13 protein-coding genes are annotated in these 17861 nt (G+C 61.5%); 3 read left to right on the forward strand and 10 right to left on the reverse strand.

The features are described 5' to 3' along the window. Positions 1-134: 134 nt before the first annotated feature. From ACIGHL_RS19035 to ACIGHL_RS19065, 7 genes are all read right to left on the reverse strand, one after another. On the reverse strand, positions 135-1541 hold the full coding sequence (locus ACIGHL_RS19035; RefSeq protein WP_128121497.1) for an alpha/beta hydrolase family protein: 1407 nt from the start codon (positions 1539-1541) through the stop codon (positions 135-137). 313 nt (positions 1542-1854) lie between these two features. Continuing rightward, the gene (locus tag ACIGHL_RS19040) at positions 1855-2028 is read right to left on the reverse strand and encodes a hypothetical protein (protein ID WP_181690039.1); all 174 of its coding nucleotides are present in this window, start codon (positions 2026-2028) and stop codon (positions 1855-1857) included. Positions 2029-2176: 148 nt separating this feature from the next. After that, positions 2177-3661 carry a sodium/proline symporter PutP gene (gene putP / locus ACIGHL_RS19045; RefSeq protein WP_128121498.1) on the reverse strand — a complete coding sequence of 495 codons (1485 nt, stop codon included), beginning with the start codon at positions 3659-3661 and terminating at the stop codon, positions 2177-2179. 254 nt (positions 3662-3915) lie between these two features. Continuing rightward, on the reverse strand, positions 3916-4335 hold the full coding sequence (locus ACIGHL_RS19050; protein ID WP_128121499.1) for a group I truncated hemoglobin: 420 nt from the start codon (positions 4333-4335) through the stop codon (positions 3916-3918). Then, positions 4335-5192 carry a DUF3034 family protein gene (locus ACIGHL_RS19055; RefSeq protein WP_128121500.1) on the reverse strand — a complete coding sequence of 286 codons (858 nt, stop codon included), beginning with the start codon at positions 5190-5192 and terminating at the stop codon, positions 4335-4337. Before ACIGHL_RS19055 ends, ACIGHL_RS19050 begins: the two co-directional genes overlap by 1 nt. Further along, a complete protein-coding gene (locus ACIGHL_RS19060) occupies positions 5189-7546 on the reverse strand; it encodes a putative bifunctional diguanylate cyclase/phosphodiesterase (RefSeq protein ID WP_128121501.1) in 2358 nt (785 codons plus the stop codon). The genes ACIGHL_RS19055 and ACIGHL_RS19060 overlap by 4 nt, the downstream gene beginning before the upstream one ends. After that, entirely contained in the window at positions 7530-8201 is a 672-nt protein-coding gene (locus ACIGHL_RS19065) for a methylamine utilization protein (protein WP_241509271.1), read from the reverse strand. The genes ACIGHL_RS19060 and ACIGHL_RS19065 overlap by 17 nt, the downstream gene beginning before the upstream one ends. Before the next feature lie 235 nt (positions 8202-8436). Between ACIGHL_RS19065 and ACIGHL_RS19070 the strand changes: the two genes are divergently transcribed. Then, positions 8437-8661, forward strand: coding sequence for a DUF3203 family protein (locus tag ACIGHL_RS19070; RefSeq protein WP_045429298.1), 225 nt, complete (start codon positions 8437-8439; stop codon positions 8659-8661). A gap of 113 nt (positions 8662-8774) precedes the next feature. On the opposite strand, the gene putP (ACIGHL_RS19075) is transcribed toward ACIGHL_RS19070, so the two are convergent. The 3 genes from putP (ACIGHL_RS19075) to ACIGHL_RS19085 all read right to left on the reverse strand — a co-directional run bounded on the left by putP (ACIGHL_RS19075) (position 8775) and on the right by ACIGHL_RS19085 (position 14753). Continuing rightward, positions 8775-10259, reverse strand: coding sequence for a sodium/proline symporter PutP (gene putP / locus ACIGHL_RS19075; protein ID WP_128121502.1), 1485 nt, complete (start codon positions 10257-10259; stop codon positions 8775-8777). A 313-nt stretch (positions 10260-10572) separates the two neighbouring features. Next, entirely contained in the window at positions 10573-13734 is a 3162-nt protein-coding gene (gene putA, locus ACIGHL_RS19080) for a bifunctional proline dehydrogenase/L-glutamate gamma-semialdehyde dehydrogenase PutA (protein ID WP_128121503.1), read from the reverse strand. A 263-nt stretch (positions 13735-13997) separates the two neighbouring features. Then, positions 13998-14753 carry an AraC family transcriptional regulator gene (locus ACIGHL_RS19085; protein WP_128121504.1) on the reverse strand — a complete coding sequence of 252 codons (756 nt, stop codon included), beginning with the start codon at positions 14751-14753 and terminating at the stop codon, positions 13998-14000. Between the two features lie 144 nt (positions 14754-14897). On the opposite strand from ACIGHL_RS19085, the gene lon reads away from it, so the two are divergent. Both lon and ACIGHL_RS19095 read left to right on the forward strand, forming a co-directional pair. Next, the gene (gene lon, locus ACIGHL_RS19090) at positions 14898-17279 is read left to right on the forward strand and encodes an endopeptidase La (protein WP_216706946.1); all 2382 of its coding nucleotides are present in this window, start codon (positions 14898-14900) and stop codon (positions 17277-17279) included. 154 nt (positions 17280-17433) lie between these two features. Next, the gene (locus tag ACIGHL_RS19095; RefSeq protein ID WP_046162712.1) at positions 17434-17823 is read left to right on the forward strand and encodes a protease inhibitor I42 family protein; all 390 of its coding nucleotides are present in this window, start codon (positions 17434-17436) and stop codon (positions 17821-17823) included. Positions 17824-17861: the final 38 nt, after the last annotated feature.

Consider the following 17861-nt stretch of genomic DNA (forward strand, 5'->3'; position numbering starts at 1 on the left):
GCTGAATGGGCATAAAAAATCCGATACCAGAGGACTGGTATCGGATTTTCTAGAAGCCACGGCCTGGACTCAAATGCTTAAGTGAACAGCATTACTGCCGGAGCAGGGCTTTTTCGTTTTCCGTCGCTAGCGGATCAACTCTCAGGGCAAGCCGGCAACGACGTCCGATTCTGCGTGCCGTCATTACGCGTAAATTGGCAACCGTAGGAAGGGTTTGCGACTACGCGCGGATTGAGGACCTCGTCACCCGCTGGCTTGACGCCCTGCTGATCCCACTGAAGCATTGCCGCCATCGCTTCAACCTGTTCCTGATAGGTGAAATCACAGTGACTGGGCGCGCGAATGGCTCGCTGCACCAGCAAGTCGCCGTTGCCGTTGGCTTCGGCGTTGCGGCGATAGATCTGTTGATGCTTGAACGGCACGTAGAGGTCGCCGAGGGTGTGGATGCTGACTACGGGGACGTTGAACTGGCCGTTCACGACCGGAATCCAGCGCAGCCCGTCCGGGCGGATGCTGTTGGCCGGTGGATGGCCGACCACGCGGATGATCGAGTCGTTGAACTCGCGCTCTTCGCGGGACATCGCTTTGTTCGTGTCGAACTGATAGCGGGTGGCGAGGTTGCCACTGAGCGAGTCGGCCAGAATGCCGTTCACCGAACCGTCTTGGCCTCCGGTGCCCAGTACGACACTTTGCAGGCTGGTGCGGAAGCCCTCGGCAAAAATCGGGCGTTCACCACCGCTGAGGTCACGAACGATGCCTTCCAGCTTCTCACCCTGCGGCGACGGGTCGGTCGGGTAGCTGTCCCACAGCGTTCCGATAATCTGCGGCAATTTGGCCTGGAAATCCGTCGCAGGGAAGGTGGTCGGGCCCTGCCCGGCCAGGTGCTGTGCGGCCAGGGTGAAGTTCATCAGGTATTCGAATTCATAGACGTCACCCGTGACGCCGCACATCGGCACCGAGCCGCTGTAGCGCACCGGATTGTTAGCGGTGGCGTAGGTCTCGGCTTCCACCGCGGCCGCAGCGACGTGGCCGCCCATGGAATGCCCGGTTATGTAGGTCTTGCTCGGCTGGGCTTTGCCGGTCAGATCGCTGAAGGCCAGCGCCAGCGCGTTGGTGTCTTCAATGCCGGCGCGCACATCGTAGTAGTTCTTGCTGTAGCTGGAGGCTGCCCAGGCGTATCCCTGTTGCAGTAGCCATGGACGGATCGGCGGCGGTCCAACGGTCAGTTCGGGTCCGGTACCGCGATAGCCGTGCGCATACATGACGAGCATGCCGTTCCAGTTTGGTGGCACTTCGATCTGGTAGGACGCGCCCTCGTAAATGCCGGTCCAGCGCTCGCTGGGCAGACCGGGAAATGCTGCCAACGGCGAGACAATGGGGGCGAAGGCGCGCGAATCCTGTTCACGTGATTCGCTGTGGGAGACCGGGGGCTTGATCGGCTTGGACCGTGCCTGAACATCGGCAGCTATTCCGATAGTACCGACCAGCACCACGCCGGCGATGGCACGCGTGCAGGCTAAAGCCAACTTGCTTGGAAGCATGAGAGGTTCCTCAGATGTTTATTGTTTTTGTTTTAGCGATGCGAGCTTTGCCGGGCTTGCCAAGCGCAAGCGGTACGCGCACTCAGACTAACCGTGGCAGAAAGCTTAGACCTGTCAAACCGTTCGGCGGCTCAGGGGATGAGCGGCTATGTCGTCTCGTAAATATCAGGACTGTCGTCATGGTTATGATGGGTGAGCACGGGTAAGCGAGGCGAACAAGGAAACCGAATCAAGCAGGAGAAGATCCTGGCGTCACTTGGAGGGGTACTGAATGGCAGTCGCCATTCAGTTGGTGGGAGGGGTTTCGCCTGGCTCAGCAGTTACCCTTCTTGGCCTGGCCCGGCGGGCAGTGATTGCCGCCGTGGCCACCGCCACCGCCATCACCGATGTCGATACCGACGCCTGGCAAGCGCAGGCTGCAGCCAGTCATCAACAGAGCCGCCAGCACGACGGCTGCGGCGCGAGTCATCACGGATTGCGCTTTCATTGGAATACTCCTGAATTTCCTTTGGGCGCCAAAGGCTGGCGCCTGAGGACCAGTATCCTCTGCGGCGGGGAGTAACGACAGGAGATTCAAGCGAGAAGCGAAGCGCGAGGATCATCGCCGCTGTGACGATGATCCCGACGCGGTGCGATCAGCCGGCACGGTACTCCGCGTCAGCCACTTCGAAGCGCTGCTGAATGGAAGCCGCCGGCTCCTTGCCCATGATGCTCACCACGTAGATGGCGATGCTGGCAAGGATGAAGCCCGGGATGATTTCGTACAATCCGAGCCCAATGAACTCCTTCCACACCACCACGGTGATAGCGCCGACCAACATGCCCGCCAGCGCACCGTTGCGCGTCATGCGCTTCCACACCAGCGAGATCAACACCACTGGCCCGAATGCAGCGCCGAAGCCTGCCCAGGCGTAGGACACCAATCCCAGCACCTTGCTGTCCGGGTTTGACGCAATGCCGATGGCGATCAAGGCAATCAGCAGCACCATGCCGCGACCGACCCAAACCAGTTCGGTCTGCGACGCGCCCTTGCGCAGGAAGGCTTTGTAGAAGTCCTGGGTCAGTGCGCTGGAGCTGACCAGCAGCTGCGCACTGAGGGTACTCATGACGGCAGCCAGTACGCCGGAGAGGATGATGCCGGCCACCCAGGGGTTGAACATCAGCTTGACCAGTTCCATAAACACCCGCTCGCCGTTCTCAGTGACCGGACCGGCCAGCGCGGGGTTGTCGGCGAAGTAAGCGATACCGAGGAAGCCCACGGTTACAGCGCCTGCGAGCGTCAGGATCATCCAGGTCATACCGATACGGCGGGCGTTGGGAATGGTCTTCACCGAGTCGGCCGCCATGAAGCGCACCAGGATGTGAGGCTGACCGAAGTAGCCAAGACCCCAGCCGAGCAGCGAGATGATGGCGATGAAGGACAGCCCCTTGAACATGTCGAAATTCGACGGATCCTGCGCCGCGATCGTGTCCATGGCGGTGCCCATGTCGCCCAGTGCCAGAATCACGAAGACCGGTGTGATCAACAGCGCGAAGATCATCAGTGTGGCCTGCACGGTGTCGGTCCAGCTCACCGCGAGGAAGCCGCCGATGAACACGTAAAGAATGGTTGCCGCTGCACCTACCCACAGCGCGGTACCGTATTCCATCCCAAAGGTCGACTCGAACAGGCGGGCGCCCGCCACCACGCCGGAGGCGCAGTAAATAGTGAAGAACACCAGAATCACCAGCGCCGAAAAGATGCGCAGCAGGCGACTGGTGTCCTCGAAGCGATGAGAGAAATAGTCCGGCAGGGTCAGGGCGTTGTGATTGTGCTCGGTGTGCACGCGCAGACGGCCAGCGACGAAGATCCAGTTGAGCCAGGCGCCAGCAATCAGGCCGATGGCGATCCAGCTTTCGGACAGGCCCGCAACGAAGATGGCGCCCGGCAGCCCCATCAGCAACCAGCCGCTCATGTCGGACGCGCCCGCCGACAATGCGGTGACGAAACTGCCGAGGCTGCGGCCGCCGAGGATGTAGTCGTCGAAGTTCTTGGTGGCGCGGTAGGCAGTGAAACCGATAAGGATCATCGCCGCGATGTAGATCACGAAGGTGATCAGAGTGGGGGTACTCACATTCATTGGTTTTGTTTTCCTTGTGCTGCAGGGGCCAGGCCCCCGCCTCCACTGACGAAACGCGAACGCTTGTGGCGCAGCGTTGGCAACGGATGGGTCGGGTTAGAACGAAAGCATAGCGTCTCGATGCACTCTGCGCTCGTGACCGGACAGTTTTGACTGGGAAAGGTGCGAACGGAACGACCTATGGCCGTCCTTGCCTGACCAGGCTGGCGAACCGGTCATGCAGTGGTTTGTTTTGATCGTCACCGCTAGCGCTTTCAGCGGTCGATGACTTGCCCGCGCATGGGCGCCAGGCGCGCCAGCAAACGGTTCTGCGCGGGCATCGAGACACCCTCATCAGTCATCGCCGCCTGCAGATCTTCCACCAGCGCATTGAAGTCGCTGGGTGTCAGCGCCAGGCCCTTGTGGCTTTCCTCCATGCTGTCGCCGGTGTAAGTGCACGGGCCGCCCGCCTCGACGCAAAACCGCTCGATCAGCTTGTCGCGCACACGCTGGATGTCGACAGCTTGAAAGTGTTCGACGATGCGCGGGTCCCGGGCAATGCGCAGCAGCATCCCTTCCACGATGCGGGTAATACCGGGCTCGCCACCCAGCTGCCGGAACAGGCTGTCATCCTTGATCGCTTGCTGGGTGCAGGCAGCAAGCCACAAACAGAACAGCAGGACGAGCCGATGCATCAAAAGCTGCCTTGTACGGACAGGTAAGCGCCATCCTGATTGTCCAGCGTGGCAATTTCACCGAGCCGCGCATAAGCCAGCACCACGGCAAGGCGCTTGTTGGGGAAATAGCCGAGAAACAAATCCGCCCAATCGCTTTCGCCGGCGAACGACAGGTTGTCGGGCTTCTCCCGGTATTCGACGCCGAGCACCCAGTTCGGATTGAACAACACAGCGGCTGAGCCTTCCTTGAGCAGGCTGCGGCTGTCTCGACGGTCACCGCCGAAGCCAAGCAGGCCGAGTTCGTTGGCGCGGCTGTAACGGACGCCGCCGTTGAGCAGCAGGTTGTAACCAAAGGCACCGCCGAGGATAAGCCGACTCGCGGTGAGGTAGGCCTCGGTGTCTTCGTCGCGCTGAGCACCGATCAACGACGGGATCAGGAAGTCCTTCTGACGTTTATGCTGTGCGCCTAGCGAAACCTGCGGCAATCGGTCATAGAGAAGATCGCCGAATAACCGCAGTTTGATGCCGAAGATGTCCTGGCTGAGGCTGTTTTCCGGGAGCGACAGGTCCCGCGCCAGATTGCCGAGATCGAAACGCTGCCGCGCAAAAGACAGCTCAAGGCGATTATCGAAGGCAAACGCCACACCGGCGACATCTAGCCGGTAGTCGCCCGTTTCGACACGAGTCGCGAAGACATCGCCGCCCCACTCGCCTCGCTCGCCGTACCCCGCCAGCACAGCCCATGGCGTGATCCCGCCGCCTGCAGCACCTTCGATCCCCGTCGCGCCACCGGTAGCCAATAAACGCCCCGCATCGGCACTGGCGATCATCGGCACGCAGCACGCGGCCAGCAGCAGTGTTCGCAGGGCTGTCATGAAGGCTCCTTGAGCGGTCGCGCAGCCAGGTGGGGTTGCTGTTTCAACCAGGCCTCGAAGGCATCAGCAGGCAACGGTCGGCTGAAAAAATACCCCTGCAAGGTGTCGCACCCCCAAGCCCGCAAAAGATCACGCGTTTCGCCATGTTCGACGCCTTCGGCGACGACCTTGAGGCCCAGCGCATGGCTCATATCGATGGTCGAACGGACAATCACCGCATCACCACAGGTGTCGTCCAGCTCGCGAATGAACGACTGATCGATCTTCAATTCCTGTACCGGCATGCGCCGCAGTTGAGCGAGCGAGGAGAAGCCGGTACCGAAGTCGTCCACCGACAACCGAATACCCAACGCCCGCAACCGATGAAGCATCGTCAGCGCGCGCTCCGGGTCGCGCATCATGGCGCTTTCGGTAATCTCGAATACCAGCTGGTCCCCCGGAATCACGTAGCGCTGCAGCAACTCGGTCACCCGTTGCTCCAAGGTCAGGCTGCTGAGGTCCTCGGCGGAAATGTTCAACGACACTTCCATGTACAGGCCGCGACCGTTCCAGATATGTAGCTGCCGCAGCACCGCCTCGATCACCCAGGCGGTAAGCAGCTGGATGCTGCCCGTGCGTTCAGCCAACGGAATGAATTCGCCGGGCGACACCAGGCCATAGATCGGGTGATTCCAGCGCAGCAGCGCCTCGGCTTGGTAGACCCGACCGTGTTCGAGATCAACCTTGGGCTGGAAATGCAGATGCAGACCACCTCCGTTTGCGGCATGCCGTAGGTCGCGAATCAGGCTGATCTGCCGCTGATGGGCATCGTCACGCCCATGCTGGTAGAGCTGCAGACCGTCCGGCATCTGCGCCGCGTCCTGCATGGCGATCCTGGCGCGGCGCAGCAACTCGTCGACGCTGCCGGCATCGTCCGGATAACCCGCCACGCCGATGTGTGCTTCGATGCGCATTTCAAGCTCGGCGACGCGCACTGGCAGGGCCAATGCCTGCTGCACCGCGACCGCTGCGCTGAAGGCGTTGTCAGCGGAGGTATCGCTGACGATCAGCAGGAATTCATCGGAGAGCATCCTCGCCAGGTGATCACCGGGCTGCAAGCCTGCCTGCAGGCGCTGGGTCAGCTCGCGCAGCGCCTGGTCTACGCCTTCGGAGCCGCCGCTGTCCTGCACGGCGTCGAGGTTGCCGATACCAATGTGCAACACCGCCGTGATCCGGCCGGCCTCGACAGCGCGGGAAAGCAATTCGGCGGCCAGGGATCGATTGGGCAGGCCCGTCACATCGTCGTGCAGCATGTTGTGTGCAATCAGTTGCTCACGTTCGGCGATGCCGCGCTGCATCTGGTTCAGTGCTTTGGCCAGGCTGCCGAGTTCATCGTCGCGGTCCAGTTCGATGGGCGTGTGGTAGTCACCGCGACCGACCCGCTGGGCGGCTTGAGCCAGCGCGTTCACCGGTCCTGAAAGACTACGTGCCAACATCAGCGCTCCCAACAAGGAGGCAATCAGGCCAACGAGCGTAATCAGCAGGATCCGCATATCTAACTGGTGAAAGCCGACCAGCGCGTCGTCCAGCGAGCTGTGGGCCAGGGCAATCACGCTATAGCCGTCACCCTGCGACAGCACCACGTCCTCGTTGAGATAGCGCTCACCATCGAGTGTCAGCTCTTCGATGCCATTGGCATGTTCATGACGGCTCCAACCATCGATCAGTTCGGCATGGGCCTCGGACTTGAGTGTGGTCGCCAGCTGTTCGCTGTTGCCCTCCGCCTTGGCCAGAAAAGACACGTCCAGGCCAGTTAGTTCCTTGAGCTCGTGCGCAAGCGCTTCGTCCATGGCGAATCCCATCACCACTCGCGCAATGGGCAAAGGCGCGCGGACTTCGGCCTCGACCAACAGGTGCGCCTGTTGATCGAGCACTACGATGAGCAGGGTCGGTCCCTGCCCTCGCGCGTCTCGCAGTTCGGCGGCGTAGCGGAAGGTCTCGCCGGGTACGGCATTGGACAGGCTCGAGGCCAGCACCCGACCGTCCAGGCCGATCAGCATGGCTTCGCTGGCATTGATCCGGGCCGCCTGATTGGCCATCGCCGATTGCAAGGTCAGGGTATCGCCGGTGGCCACCGCCTCCTTGAAGCCGAAATCCGCGACCAGCACCTGTACGCCGTCACGCAGTTGACGACTGCGAATGTCGATCAAACGCTCGAATACTCGTAACCCGGAATCGAGCCGCTCGGCGGCCTGCCGGCTCACGGCCGCTTCGGTCACCAGACGCACAGAGAAATACAGAGCGCCGATCACCACCAGCAGAAAGGCGGCGAGGATCCACGAAAGACGTGCGTGAAAACTAAGGGTGCGCGTCATGGGCGGCTTTTCTGAACGCGTCGGCAAAGGGTGTGGGTGGCGGTGCCGAGGGTTGCAGCGCAGCGGCAATAGCAATCGGCAGCTTCAGCTCGATAGGCACAGCCCCCACTTCCAGCCGCCCCGCCTCGATAGGCGGCATATCAACCAGCGCCGGGTGCCAGAGCGTAGAGGGATACTGGCCGGCCGGCACGTCCAACTGGATGCGACCCTGCTCGTCGCTGACAGCGAACCATGGGTCATCGGTGATATAGACGTAGCCAAGCATCCAGTCATGGATGTTGCAGCCCAGCACCACCAGCCCCGGTCGATCGAAGATGACAGGCTTGCTCGGCGTGCCTTCGTAGAGGCGCAGTTCGAACCGCTTTGCTGGCGAAAACGAGTAGACCTGATGGCGAATGTCATCGCCGTTGGGAAAGCTCACCGCGGTGCCGGTCGCAACGGCCAGCACGGCCGGTGAGAATTGTTTGTCGATCTGATCCATGACCGCCACGGCGACGGGTTTGGCCTGCGCCTGCCCCGCCAGGCTGAGCACGGCGCCCTCCACCGGCCGCCCCTGCGCATCGAACACAAACGCGCTGAACGGCTGGGCCTGCGCTGATTTGGTGAGGGCGCAAAGCAGCAGAAAACAACTGGACCACACAACACGATTGAACATCTGGCTGACTCCGCCATCTTGACGATTACCGTGGGACTACCGCCTTCCTTGGCAACCTGCTGGCCTGATCAGGCTAGCCTATTGCCATCAGTTGATCAGCATAATTTTCGCTTCCGCCGACGCCGTTGTCGGATTCAATTACCGCTACGCACAAACAGATCGTCCTGGCTACGGTCTCACTCTGAGTAGCTGCACCTTTCAGTGCGGCTCCATCGCACACCCGAGGAGACCCGCCATGACAGTCAACATCGATACTGCAAACGGCACCTGTTCAACCACACTCGAAAACGCCACCCAGACCTGCGCCATCAAGGACGTGCGAGTCTCGACAGATCCAGCAGCTCGGATGTCCATGGCTCATATCAGCGGCCATAGCGTTCACGTGACCGAAGACATGGCTGAGCATCTGATCGCAGCAGGCGCTAAGGACGATCGCAAGAACCTTGTTGTCGACGACTAACCACGCCACATGAGTCATCGCCGACCAGCGGTTAATGGTTGGTCGCGGATACAAAAGAAAACCCCGCTGCCGGAATGCCGGCAGCGGGGTTTTTGGTTACGTCAGCTACTCAATCAGCGGCCTTGATATTCGCGCTCGGCGTCCTCGAAGCGCTTGATCATGCTCGGTGAAGCACCGGCTCCGACCTTGCTGAAGATCACGATGGCAAGGCTGGCGAGGATGAAGCCCGGAATGATCTCGTACAGACCCATGCCGATGAACTCCTTCCACACCACCACGGTGACGGCACCGACAACCATGCCAGCCAGCGCGCCGTTGCGGGTCATGTTCTTCCACAGCAGCGAAATCAGCACCACAGGACCAAAGGCAGCACCAAAGCCCGCCCAGGCGTAGGAGACCAGGCCCAGCACCTTGCTGTCCGGGTTGGAGGCAATGCCAAGGGCGATAAAGGCGATCAGCAGAACCATCGCACGACCCACCCAGACCAGTTCGGTCTGCGAGGCGTTCTTGCGCAGCATGGCTTTGTAGAAGTCTTGCGTCAGGGCGCTGGAGCTAACCAACAGCTGCGCGCTGAGCGTACTCATCACAGCAGCCAGGACACCAGACAGGATGATGCCGGCAACCCAGGGGTTGAACAGGATCTTCACCAGCTCCATGAACACCCGCTCACCGTTCTCGCTGACCGGACCGGCCAATTCCGGGTGACCTGCAAAATAGGCAATGCCGAAGAAGCCCACGGCGACCGCACCGGCCAAGGTGAGAATCATCCAGGCCATGCCGATGCGGCGGGCGTTGGGGATGGTCTTGACCGAATCGGCGGCCATGAAGCGCACCAGAATATGCGGCTGACCGAAGTAGCCCAAGCCCCAGGCCAGCAAGGAGACGATGGCGACGAAGGACAGGCCGTTGAACATGTCGAACGCGGCCGGGTTCTGCGTAGCAATGGTATCCATCGCAGCGCCCATGTCGCCCAGCGCCAGAATCACGAACACCGGCGTGATCAGCAGCGCGAAGATCATCAGCGTAGCTTGCACCGTGTCCGTCCAGCTGACCGCGAGGAACCCGCCGATGAATACGTAGAGGATGGTTGCAGCAGCACCGATCCACAGCGCAAGATCGTAGGGAATGCCAAAGCTGCTCTCGAACAGACGCGCGCCAGCGACCACACCGGAGGCGCAGTAGATGGTGAAGAACACCAGTACGACCAAAGCCGAGAAGATCCGCAACGTGCGGCTTTCGTCTTCGAAGCGGTGGGAGAAGTAGTCTGGCAGGGTTAGTGCGTTCTTGTTGCGCTCGGTGTGCACACGCAGGCGCCCGGCGACGAACAGCCAGTTCAGCCAGGCACCGGCAATCAGGCCGATGGCGATCCAGCTTTCAGATAGCCCCGCGACGAAGATGGCCCCTGGCAGGCCCATCAGCAGCCAGCCGCTCATATCCGAAGCGCCTGCCGACAGTGCGGTGACGAAACTTCCCAGGCTACGTCCCCCCAGGATGTAGTCATCGAAGTTCTTGGTGGCACGGTAGGCGACGAAGCCGATCAACAGCATGGCGCCGATGTAGATCACGAACGTGATCAAAGTGGGAGTACTGATGCTCATTTTGTTCCCTCGTTAGTTGTTGTTGATGGGCGCGAGGGTATTCCCGATCCCACCTGGCAGAGGGCGATGGCGGTTCGCGCCATCACCGGGACGGGCTCACCTGAGCCCATCAGAGGCGGAAGAGCGATCCGCCAACTGTTCTGGTTGTTGTTGTGATCCAATCGCCGGGGCGGCCGGGGTGAAACCAGTGCGGCATACAAAGCTTGAGCTTAAAAGTTTCGCCCCGAGGCGGGCCTCCCACGAAAGCGGCAGGTGTACACCGCTGCCTTTGTGGGAGGCGCGCCCTCGCGGCGAATGCAGGCCGCCAGGCCCCTCAATCGTCGCCCAGCGACAGCAGGGACGCGTTACCGCCTACAGCCGTGGTGTTGGTCGACGTCGTGCGTTCGTTGACGAAGCGCAGCAAATAGCTCGGGCCACCGGCTTTCGGGCCAGTACCAGACAGGCCACAGCCACCGAACGGCTGCACGCCGACCACAGCGCCCACCTGGTTGCGGTTGACGTAGAGGTTGCCGACTCGCGCCAGCGCCTCGATGCGCTCGGCTGTTTCCTCGTTGCGGCTGTGTATGCCAAGGGTCAGGCCGTAGCCGGTGGCGTTGATGTCGGCGACGACCTTTTCCAGATCTGCCGCATCGAAGCGCACCACGTGCAATACAGGGCCGAATTGCTCTTTTTTCAGCTCGTGAATCCCGCCGATTTCGAACGCCACGGGCGCGACGAAGTGACCGTTGAGGCTGCCCGGCAGCTTGGCTTCGGCAATCAGTTTGCCTTCGGCCTTGAGTTGCTGGATATGCGCCAGCAGGCCGTCGCGGGCTTCGGCATCGATCACCGGGCCCAGGTCGTTTTCACGCAGATGGGTCGGGCCGACTTTGAGTTGATCCATGGCGCCTTTGATCAACTCGATAACACGGTCGGCGATGTCACGCTGCACGTAGAGCACGCGCAGGGCCGAGCAACGCTGACCGGCGCTGGTGAAGGCCGAACCGATGGCATCCTTGACCACCTGCTCAGGCAGCGCGGTGGAGTCGACGATCATCGCGTTCTGGCCGCCGGTTTCGGCGATCAGGGTGGCGATGGCGCCCTCCTTCTCGGCCAGCTGGCGGTTGATGATGCGCGCAGTATCGGTAGAGCCGGTAAAGCACACGCCAACGACGCGCGGGTCGCGGCAGAACACGCCGCCCAGGGTCGCGCCGTCACCCGGCAGGAAGGCAATCGCCTCCTTCGGTAGGCCGGCTTCGAACATCAGCTCCAGCGCACGGGCAGCAATCAGGCTGGTCTGCTCGGCCGGCTTGGCCAGCACGGTGTTACCGGCGACCAGCGCAGCGGTGATCTGCCCAAGGTAGATAGCCAGCGGGAAGTTCCAGGGGCTGATGCAGACGAACACGCCACGGCCTTCATGGAACAGCTCGTTACGCTCGCCGGTCGGACCTTTGAGTTCTTCGCGGCCAAGTTTCAGGCGGGCTTGCAGCGCGTAGTAACGGCAGAAATCGACCGCCTCGCGGACTTCGTCAATGCCGTCCTGCAGGGTTTTGCCGGCTTCCAGCGTGCACAGGGCCATCAGCTCGGCGCGGTTGGCTTCCAGCAGGTCACCAAGGCGTTCGAGAATCTGCGCGCGCTGCTCGATGGGCGTGGCGTTCCAGCGCGGCCAAAAAGCTGACAACCCGTCGATGGCCTGTTTGGCCTGCTCGGCAGTGGCGAACTGGGCGGTGCCCACTTCCTGGCTGAGCTGATACGGGCAATGCACCTTGTGAGCTGTGCCGGTGAGCTTCTGCCCGCCGATCACTGGCGCGGCTTGCCACTGGCGATCGAGGAAAGTCTGGTAGGCGCTGGACAGTTCGTTCCACTGGGTCTGGATGTTCATGTTGATGCCTTGCGAGTTGGTCCGATTGCCGTACAGCGCCGGCGGAAGCGGGATGCGATGGTTGCCGAGGGTCTTGAACTGGCGCAGCTGGGTCACCGGATGGTCGATCAGGGTTTCGACCGGCACGCGCGGGTCGACCAACTGGTGAACAAACGATGAGTTAGCGCCGTTTTCCAACAGACGACGCACCAGATACGGCAGCAGATCCTTGTGAGCACCAACCGGCGCGTAGATGCGGACGTTCTTGCGGTACTTTTCGATCACCGTGTCGTAGAGCGCATCGCCCATGCCGTGCAGACGCTGGAATTCGAACTCGCGCGGCGTCTTCAACTCGCCGACCATCGACAGGATGCAGCTCACGGTGTGCGCGTTGTGGCTGGCGAATTGCGGGTAGATCACGCCGCGGGTGTGCTCGGACAACAGGTAGCGCGCGCAGGCCAGATAGGAGGTATCGGTACCTTCCTTGCGGGTGAATACCGGATACCCGTCCAGGCCCTGAACCTGGGACTGTTTGATTTCGCTGTCCCAATAGGCGCCCTTCACCAGACGCAGCGGGATGCGCGCGTTCAGCTCTTTACCCAACAGGGTCAGCCAGACCAGTACCGGCAGGCAGCGCTTGGAATACGCCTGAATCACCAGGCCGAACTCGCCCCAGCCGGCAATAGCCGGGTCGCGCATCAGTTTTTCGTAGAGTTCCAGCGAGAGCTCGAGGCGATCGGCCTCCTCCGCATCGATGGTGATACCGACATCTAGGCGGCGCGCCAGGATCGCCAGCTCGCGAACGCTTTCGAACAGTTCGGTGAGCACGCGCTCACGTTGAGCCACTTCATAACGCGGGTGCAGCGCGGACAGCTTGATCGACACCGAAGGACGCGGTCCCGGACCGACCTGCGGCTCGGCGCCGACGGTTTCTACAGCCTGCCGGTAGTCAGCCATATACTTGCGCGCATCTTCGGTAGTCAGCGCCGCTTCGCCGAGCATGTCGAAAGAATAGGTGTAGCCCTTCTCGCGCTCGGGACGGCCGTTCTTCAAGGCTTCGGATATGGTCCGGCCAAGCACGAACTGCTTGCCCATTAGCTTCATCGCCTGATTCATCGCGGCGCGGATGACCGGCTCGCCGGAGCGCTTGACCAGCCGGCCAATGACATTCTTCGGGCGGCCGTCGGAATTGTCCGGGTCGACCACCTTGCCGGTCATCACCAGGCCCCAGGCCGCGAAATTGACCAGCACGTTGTCGCTCTGTCCTAAATGGCGTTCCCACTCGGCGGCGTTGAGCTTGTCGCGGATCAGCGCGTCGGCCGTGGCCGAATCCGGCACACGCAGCAGGGCTTCGGCCAGGCACATGAGCATCAGGCCTTCATGCGTATCCAGGCTGTACTGGCGCAGCAGTGCGTCGAGGGTGTCGACGGCGTTATCACGACCGCGCACCGCTTCGATCAGGCTGCGCGCTTCGCGGCGAATGGCTTCGATGCCCGCCTCGCCAGGATCGGCCAGTTGCAACAGCTCGTTCAGGTAGGCCGCCTCGTCAACGCTGTAATTGGCGCTGATGGCGGGGAAGAATTCGGCGGCTTTCAGATTGGCGAAATCGCCCTGCAAGACTTGACCGGCTTTGAACATCGCGCCGCTCCTCTCGTGGAGTGTTGTTGTGTTTGGATCTGGTTCGACGGCGACGCGCGGGCAGCAATGCGCGGGCGGTTCGCCAAACGGGTAGGCGAATCTAAGGCGGGGGCGTTTCCGGTTGTTGCGCAAAACTACGGAACTTTTTCAAAAACCTATGGGTTTTGATGAGCGTCAAAAGCCTGTCATGAAAAGTCGCTAAAGCGGTGCAAAGCAGGGGCGGTAGAACGCGAAACGCACCGTCTCGGTGCGTTTAGGTTCGGTCACTCGTCGCTGCGTCGCAGCCGTTTCGGCGTCAGCCCGAGGTAACGACGGGTGGCGGTAGTCAAGGCGCTCTGGCTGGAGAAGCCACACTCTTCAGCGATCCGCACCAGGGGCAGCGGGCTTTCGCGCAGCAGCCTGGCGGCGCGATCGAGGCGACTCTTCAGCAGGTATTGATGCGGGGTAAGGCCGACGCTGTCTTTGAACTGCACGTGGAAGTGGCTGGGGCTCAGGCACACCACCTGCGCCAGCTCGGCTACCGTGATCCGCCGCGCCAGATTGCTTTCGATATGCGCATCCAGGCGCGCGATGTCCAGTGGCCCTTTCGGCTGGTGTGTCGCTTCGCCAAACACCCGCAAGTGCAACGCACGCAACAGCACACCGCCCAGCGCCCGTGCCAGCAACGGGTCGCTGCCATAGCGGGCCAGTTCGGCGCCGGCGTAATTCAGCAGGTTGTGGAAGTCGGCATCCAGCGCCGGATAACGAGGCGTTTCGAACAACTGCGCCAGCAGCCGTGGATCGTCGGCGCTGAGGTCCTGCTCATCGAGGTCGATGATGAGCATGCGGTTATCACCCTTGCCGGCGAACTCGTGTTCGGCGTATCCCGGCACCAGGCAGGCACGCATACGGCACACCTCACCGCCTGCGCCGTCGACCTCAAACGCGGCACTGCCCGAGAGCGACAGCACCAACTGGTGGTAGTCGTGAGCATGTTCGTGGGCCTGATCATCAAGGCGCAGCAGACGGGCATTGAGCATGGAGGGGCACCTGGGGTATGGGCCGCACTCTACCGGAGGCTTGGCGGTTTTTATAGCCGTGGGCAAAAACAGCCAGGCAACGATTGGATTGAAATCATTCGCCAGATACCCATCTAAAGAGCACGTACTCGCCACAGGTGCCGCATGAACGACGACATCCATCAAGAACTCGAGCAAAACGCCTCTTCCACGGGTCTGGTGCTGCCGGATCAGGACCTGCCCGACAAGCTGTACATCGTCCCGATCCACAACCGGCCTTTCTTTCCCGCACAGGTGCTGCCGATAATCGTCAACGAAGAGCCCTGGGCCGAGACTCTGGAGCTGGTCTCCAAGACGCCGCACCAGCGCTTGGCCCTCTTCTTCATGGACAGCCCGGCACAGGATGCCGCCAGCTTCGATCCGGACAGCCTGCCCGAACACGGCACCATGGTGCGCGTGCACCACGCATCGAAGGAAGGCGGCAGGTTGCAATTCGTCGCCCAGGGCATGGCCCGCGTTCGAATCAAAGGGTGGCTGCGCCGTAAACCGCCCTACCTGGTGGAAGTCGAATACCCGCAGAGCGATGAAGACCCCCGCGACGAGGTGAAGGCCTACGGCATGGCACTGATCAACGCGATCAAGGAGCTGCTGCCGCTCAATCCACTGTACAGCGAGGAGCTGAAGAACTACCTCAACCGCTTTAGCCCGAACGCGCCGTCGCCGTTAACCGACTTCGCTGCGGCGCTGACCACGGCGCCAGGCATCGAGCTGCAAGAGGTCCTGGACACCGTACCCGTGCTCAAGCGCATGGAGAAGGTGCTGCCCCTGCTGCGCAAGGAAGTCGAAGTCGCCAAGCTGCAGAAAGAACTAACCGGCGAAGTGAACCGCAAGATCGGCGAACGTCAGCGTGAGTTCTTCCTAAAGGAACAGCTGAAGATCATCCAGCAAGAGCTGGGGATCACCAAGGACGACCGCAGCGCTGATGCCGACGAGTTTCGTTCCCGCCTTGAGGGCAAGGTCGTACCACCAGCCGCCCAGAAGCGGATCGACGACGAGCTGACCAAGCTCTCGGTGCTGGAAACCGGTTCGCCGGAGTATGCGGTAACCCGTAACTATCTGGACTGGGCGACCTCAATGCCCTGGGGCCTGTACAGCGAAGACAAGCTCGATCTGGAGCACGCCCGCAAGGTGCTCAACGCGCACCATGCCGGGCTCGACGATATCAAAAGCCGGATCATCGAGTTCCTCGCCGTCGGCGCATTCCGCGGTGAAATCTCCGGCTCCATCGTGCTCCTGGTGGGCCCGCCAGGCGTCGGCAAGACCAGCATTGGCAAGTCCATTGCCGAATCGCTGGGCCGCCCCTTCTACCGTTTCAGCGTCGGCGGCATGCGAGACGAGGCCGAGATCAAGGGCCATCGCCGCACCTACATCGGCGCCCTGCCCGGCAAACTGGTCCAGGCGCTGAAGGAAGTCGAAGTGATGAACCCGGTGATCATGCTCGACGAGGTCGACAAGCTCGGCAATAGTCATCAGGGCGATCCGGCCTCGGCGCTGTTGGAAACGCTGGACCCGGAACAGAACGTCGGTTTCCTCGATCATTACCTTGATTTGCGCCTGGACCTGTCCAAGGTCCTGTTCGTCTGCACCGCCAACAGCCTTTATTCGATCCCGGGCCCGCTGCTCGACCGCATGGAGATCATCCGGCTGTCGGGTTACATCACCGAAGAGAAACTGGCGATCGCCAAGCGCCACCTCTGGCCGCGGCAGTTGCAGCGCGCCGGGGTGCCGAAGAACCGGTTGGCGATCAACGACAGTGCGTTGCGCAACCTCATCGAAGGCTACGCGCGCGAGGCCGGTGTTCGACAGCTCGACAAGCAGCTCGGCAAGGTGGTGCGTAAGGCCGTGGTCAAGCTGCTCGATGAACCTGAGAGCAAGATCAAGATCGGGCCGAAAGATATCGAAAGCTACCTGGGCATGGCGTATTGGCACCCTGAACAGCTGCTCACTGGAGTCGGCGTGGTCACCGGTTTGGCCTGGAACAGCATGGGCGGCGCAACACTGCCGATCGAGGCGACACGCATCCATACGCTCAACCGTGGCTTCAAGCTCACCGGCAAGTTGGGTGATGTCATGAAAGAGTCGGCTGAAATCGCTTTCAGTTACGTCAATTCGCACCTGAAGGAATTCAAAGGCGATCCGAAATTCTTCGATCAGGCCTTCGTGCACATGCACGTGCCAGAAGGCGCGACGCCAAAGGATGGTCCGAGTGCCGGCATCAGCATGGCCAGCGCACTGCTGTCGTTGGCGCGCAATCAGGCACCAAAAAAAGGCGTGGCCATGACCGGCGAGCTGACGCTGACCGGACTGGTGCTGCCGATCGGTGGGCTGCGAGAGAAGGTCATCGCCGCGCGGCGCTTGAAGCTGTACGAACTGATCATCCCGGAGCTGAATCGCGGAGATTTCGAGGAGTTGCCCGACTATCTGAAAGAAGGCCTGACGATGCACTTCGCCAAGCGCTTCAGTGACGTGGTCAAGGTCTTGTTCTGATACCGGAATCAGGGGCCGTAAGCCGGCGGCACGGCCCCTTCCGCTTGTGTACAGTCCGTCGCCGTTGCGAATAGCTTTACCCACCGGCCCTGGCGCCTTATGGTTTCCACCGACGCCCGAGCGTTTTCTTTCTTCCCTCTGGAGCCGGTCGCCCATGCCTCTCGCCCGTTTGCTGTCGTTCGCCCCGTTGTTCCTGCTGGCCGGTTGCGCCAGTACGCCGCCGAGCAGTATCGCGCTGAACGACGATGCGGACTGCCCGCTGACCTTGCAGCCCGGTCAGATGCTGATCGTGAGCCTGCCAAGCAACCCCACCACAGGCTATCGCTGGAACCTGCGCGAGGTTTCGGCCGAGCAGCTGAAAAGCCTTGGCCCGGAAGTATTCAGCTCACCGAAGTCCGACGTCATCGGCGGCGATGGTCTGTCCACCTGGCGCTTCGAGGCAGCCGAGGCCGGCAGCGGCCGCCTCTATCTCGCCTATCAGCGCCCTTGGGAAACCGACACCGAGCCGGCCGGGCTGTTCGACTGCCGAATCGAAGTGCAATAAAACGTGCCATAAGACGTGGAGTAGCCGGGCACTAGAAC

It is taken from the genome of Pseudomonas sp. NPDC077451 (assembly GCF_044543345.1).
Classification (GTDB): Bacteria; Pseudomonadota; Gammaproteobacteria; order Pseudomonadales; family Pseudomonadaceae; genus Stutzerimonas.

What these genes read in the sequence shown, in the direction of transcription:
- ACIGHL_RS19095 (WP_046162712.1), top strand. Translation starts at nt 17,434, where the DNA reads ATGCCTCTCGCCCGTTTGCTGTCGTTCGCCCCGTTGTTCCTGCTGGCC.
- ACIGHL_RS19065 (WP_241509271.1), bottom strand. Translation starts at nt 8,201, where the DNA reads ATGTTCAATCGTGTTGTGTGGTCCAGTTGTTTTCTGCTGCTTTGCGCC.
- putP (WP_128121502.1), bottom strand. Translation starts at nt 10,259, where the DNA reads ATGAGCATCAGTACTCCCACTTTGATCACGTTCGTGATCTACATCGGC.
- ACIGHL_RS19050 (WP_128121499.1), bottom strand. Translation starts at nt 4,335, where the DNA reads ATGCATCGGCTCGTCCTGCTGTTCTGTTTGTGGCTTGCTGCCTGCACC.
- ACIGHL_RS19055 (WP_128121500.1), bottom strand. Translation starts at nt 5,192, where the DNA reads ATGACAGCCCTGCGAACACTGCTGCTGGCCGCGTGCTGCGTGCCGATG.
- ACIGHL_RS19035 (WP_128121497.1), bottom strand. Translation starts at nt 1,541, where the DNA reads ATGCTTCCAAGCAAGTTGGCTTTAGCCTGCACGCGTGCCATCGCCGGC.
- lon (WP_216706946.1), top strand. Translation starts at nt 14,898, where the DNA reads ATGAACGACGACATCCATCAAGAACTCGAGCAAAACGCCTCTTCCACG.
- ACIGHL_RS19085 (WP_128121504.1), bottom strand. Translation starts at nt 14,753, where the DNA reads ATGCTCAATGCCCGTCTGCTGCGCCTTGATGATCAGGCCCACGAACAT.
- ACIGHL_RS19070 (WP_045429298.1), top strand. Translation starts at nt 8,437, where the DNA reads ATGACAGTCAACATCGATACTGCAAACGGCACCTGTTCAACCACACTC.
- ACIGHL_RS19040 (WP_181690039.1), bottom strand. Translation starts at nt 2,028, where the DNA reads ATGAAAGCGCAATCCGTGATGACTCGCGCCGCAGCCGTCGTGCTGGCG.
- ACIGHL_RS19060 (WP_128121501.1), bottom strand. Translation starts at nt 7,546, where the DNA reads ATGACGCGCACCCTTAGTTTTCACGCACGTCTTTCGTGGATCCTCGCC.
- putA (WP_128121503.1), bottom strand. Translation starts at nt 13,734, where the DNA reads ATGTTCAAAGCCGGTCAAGTCTTGCAGGGCGATTTCGCCAATCTGAAA.
- putP (WP_128121498.1), bottom strand. Translation starts at nt 3,661, where the DNA reads ATGAATGTGAGTACCCCCACTCTGATCACCTTCGTGATCTACATCGCG.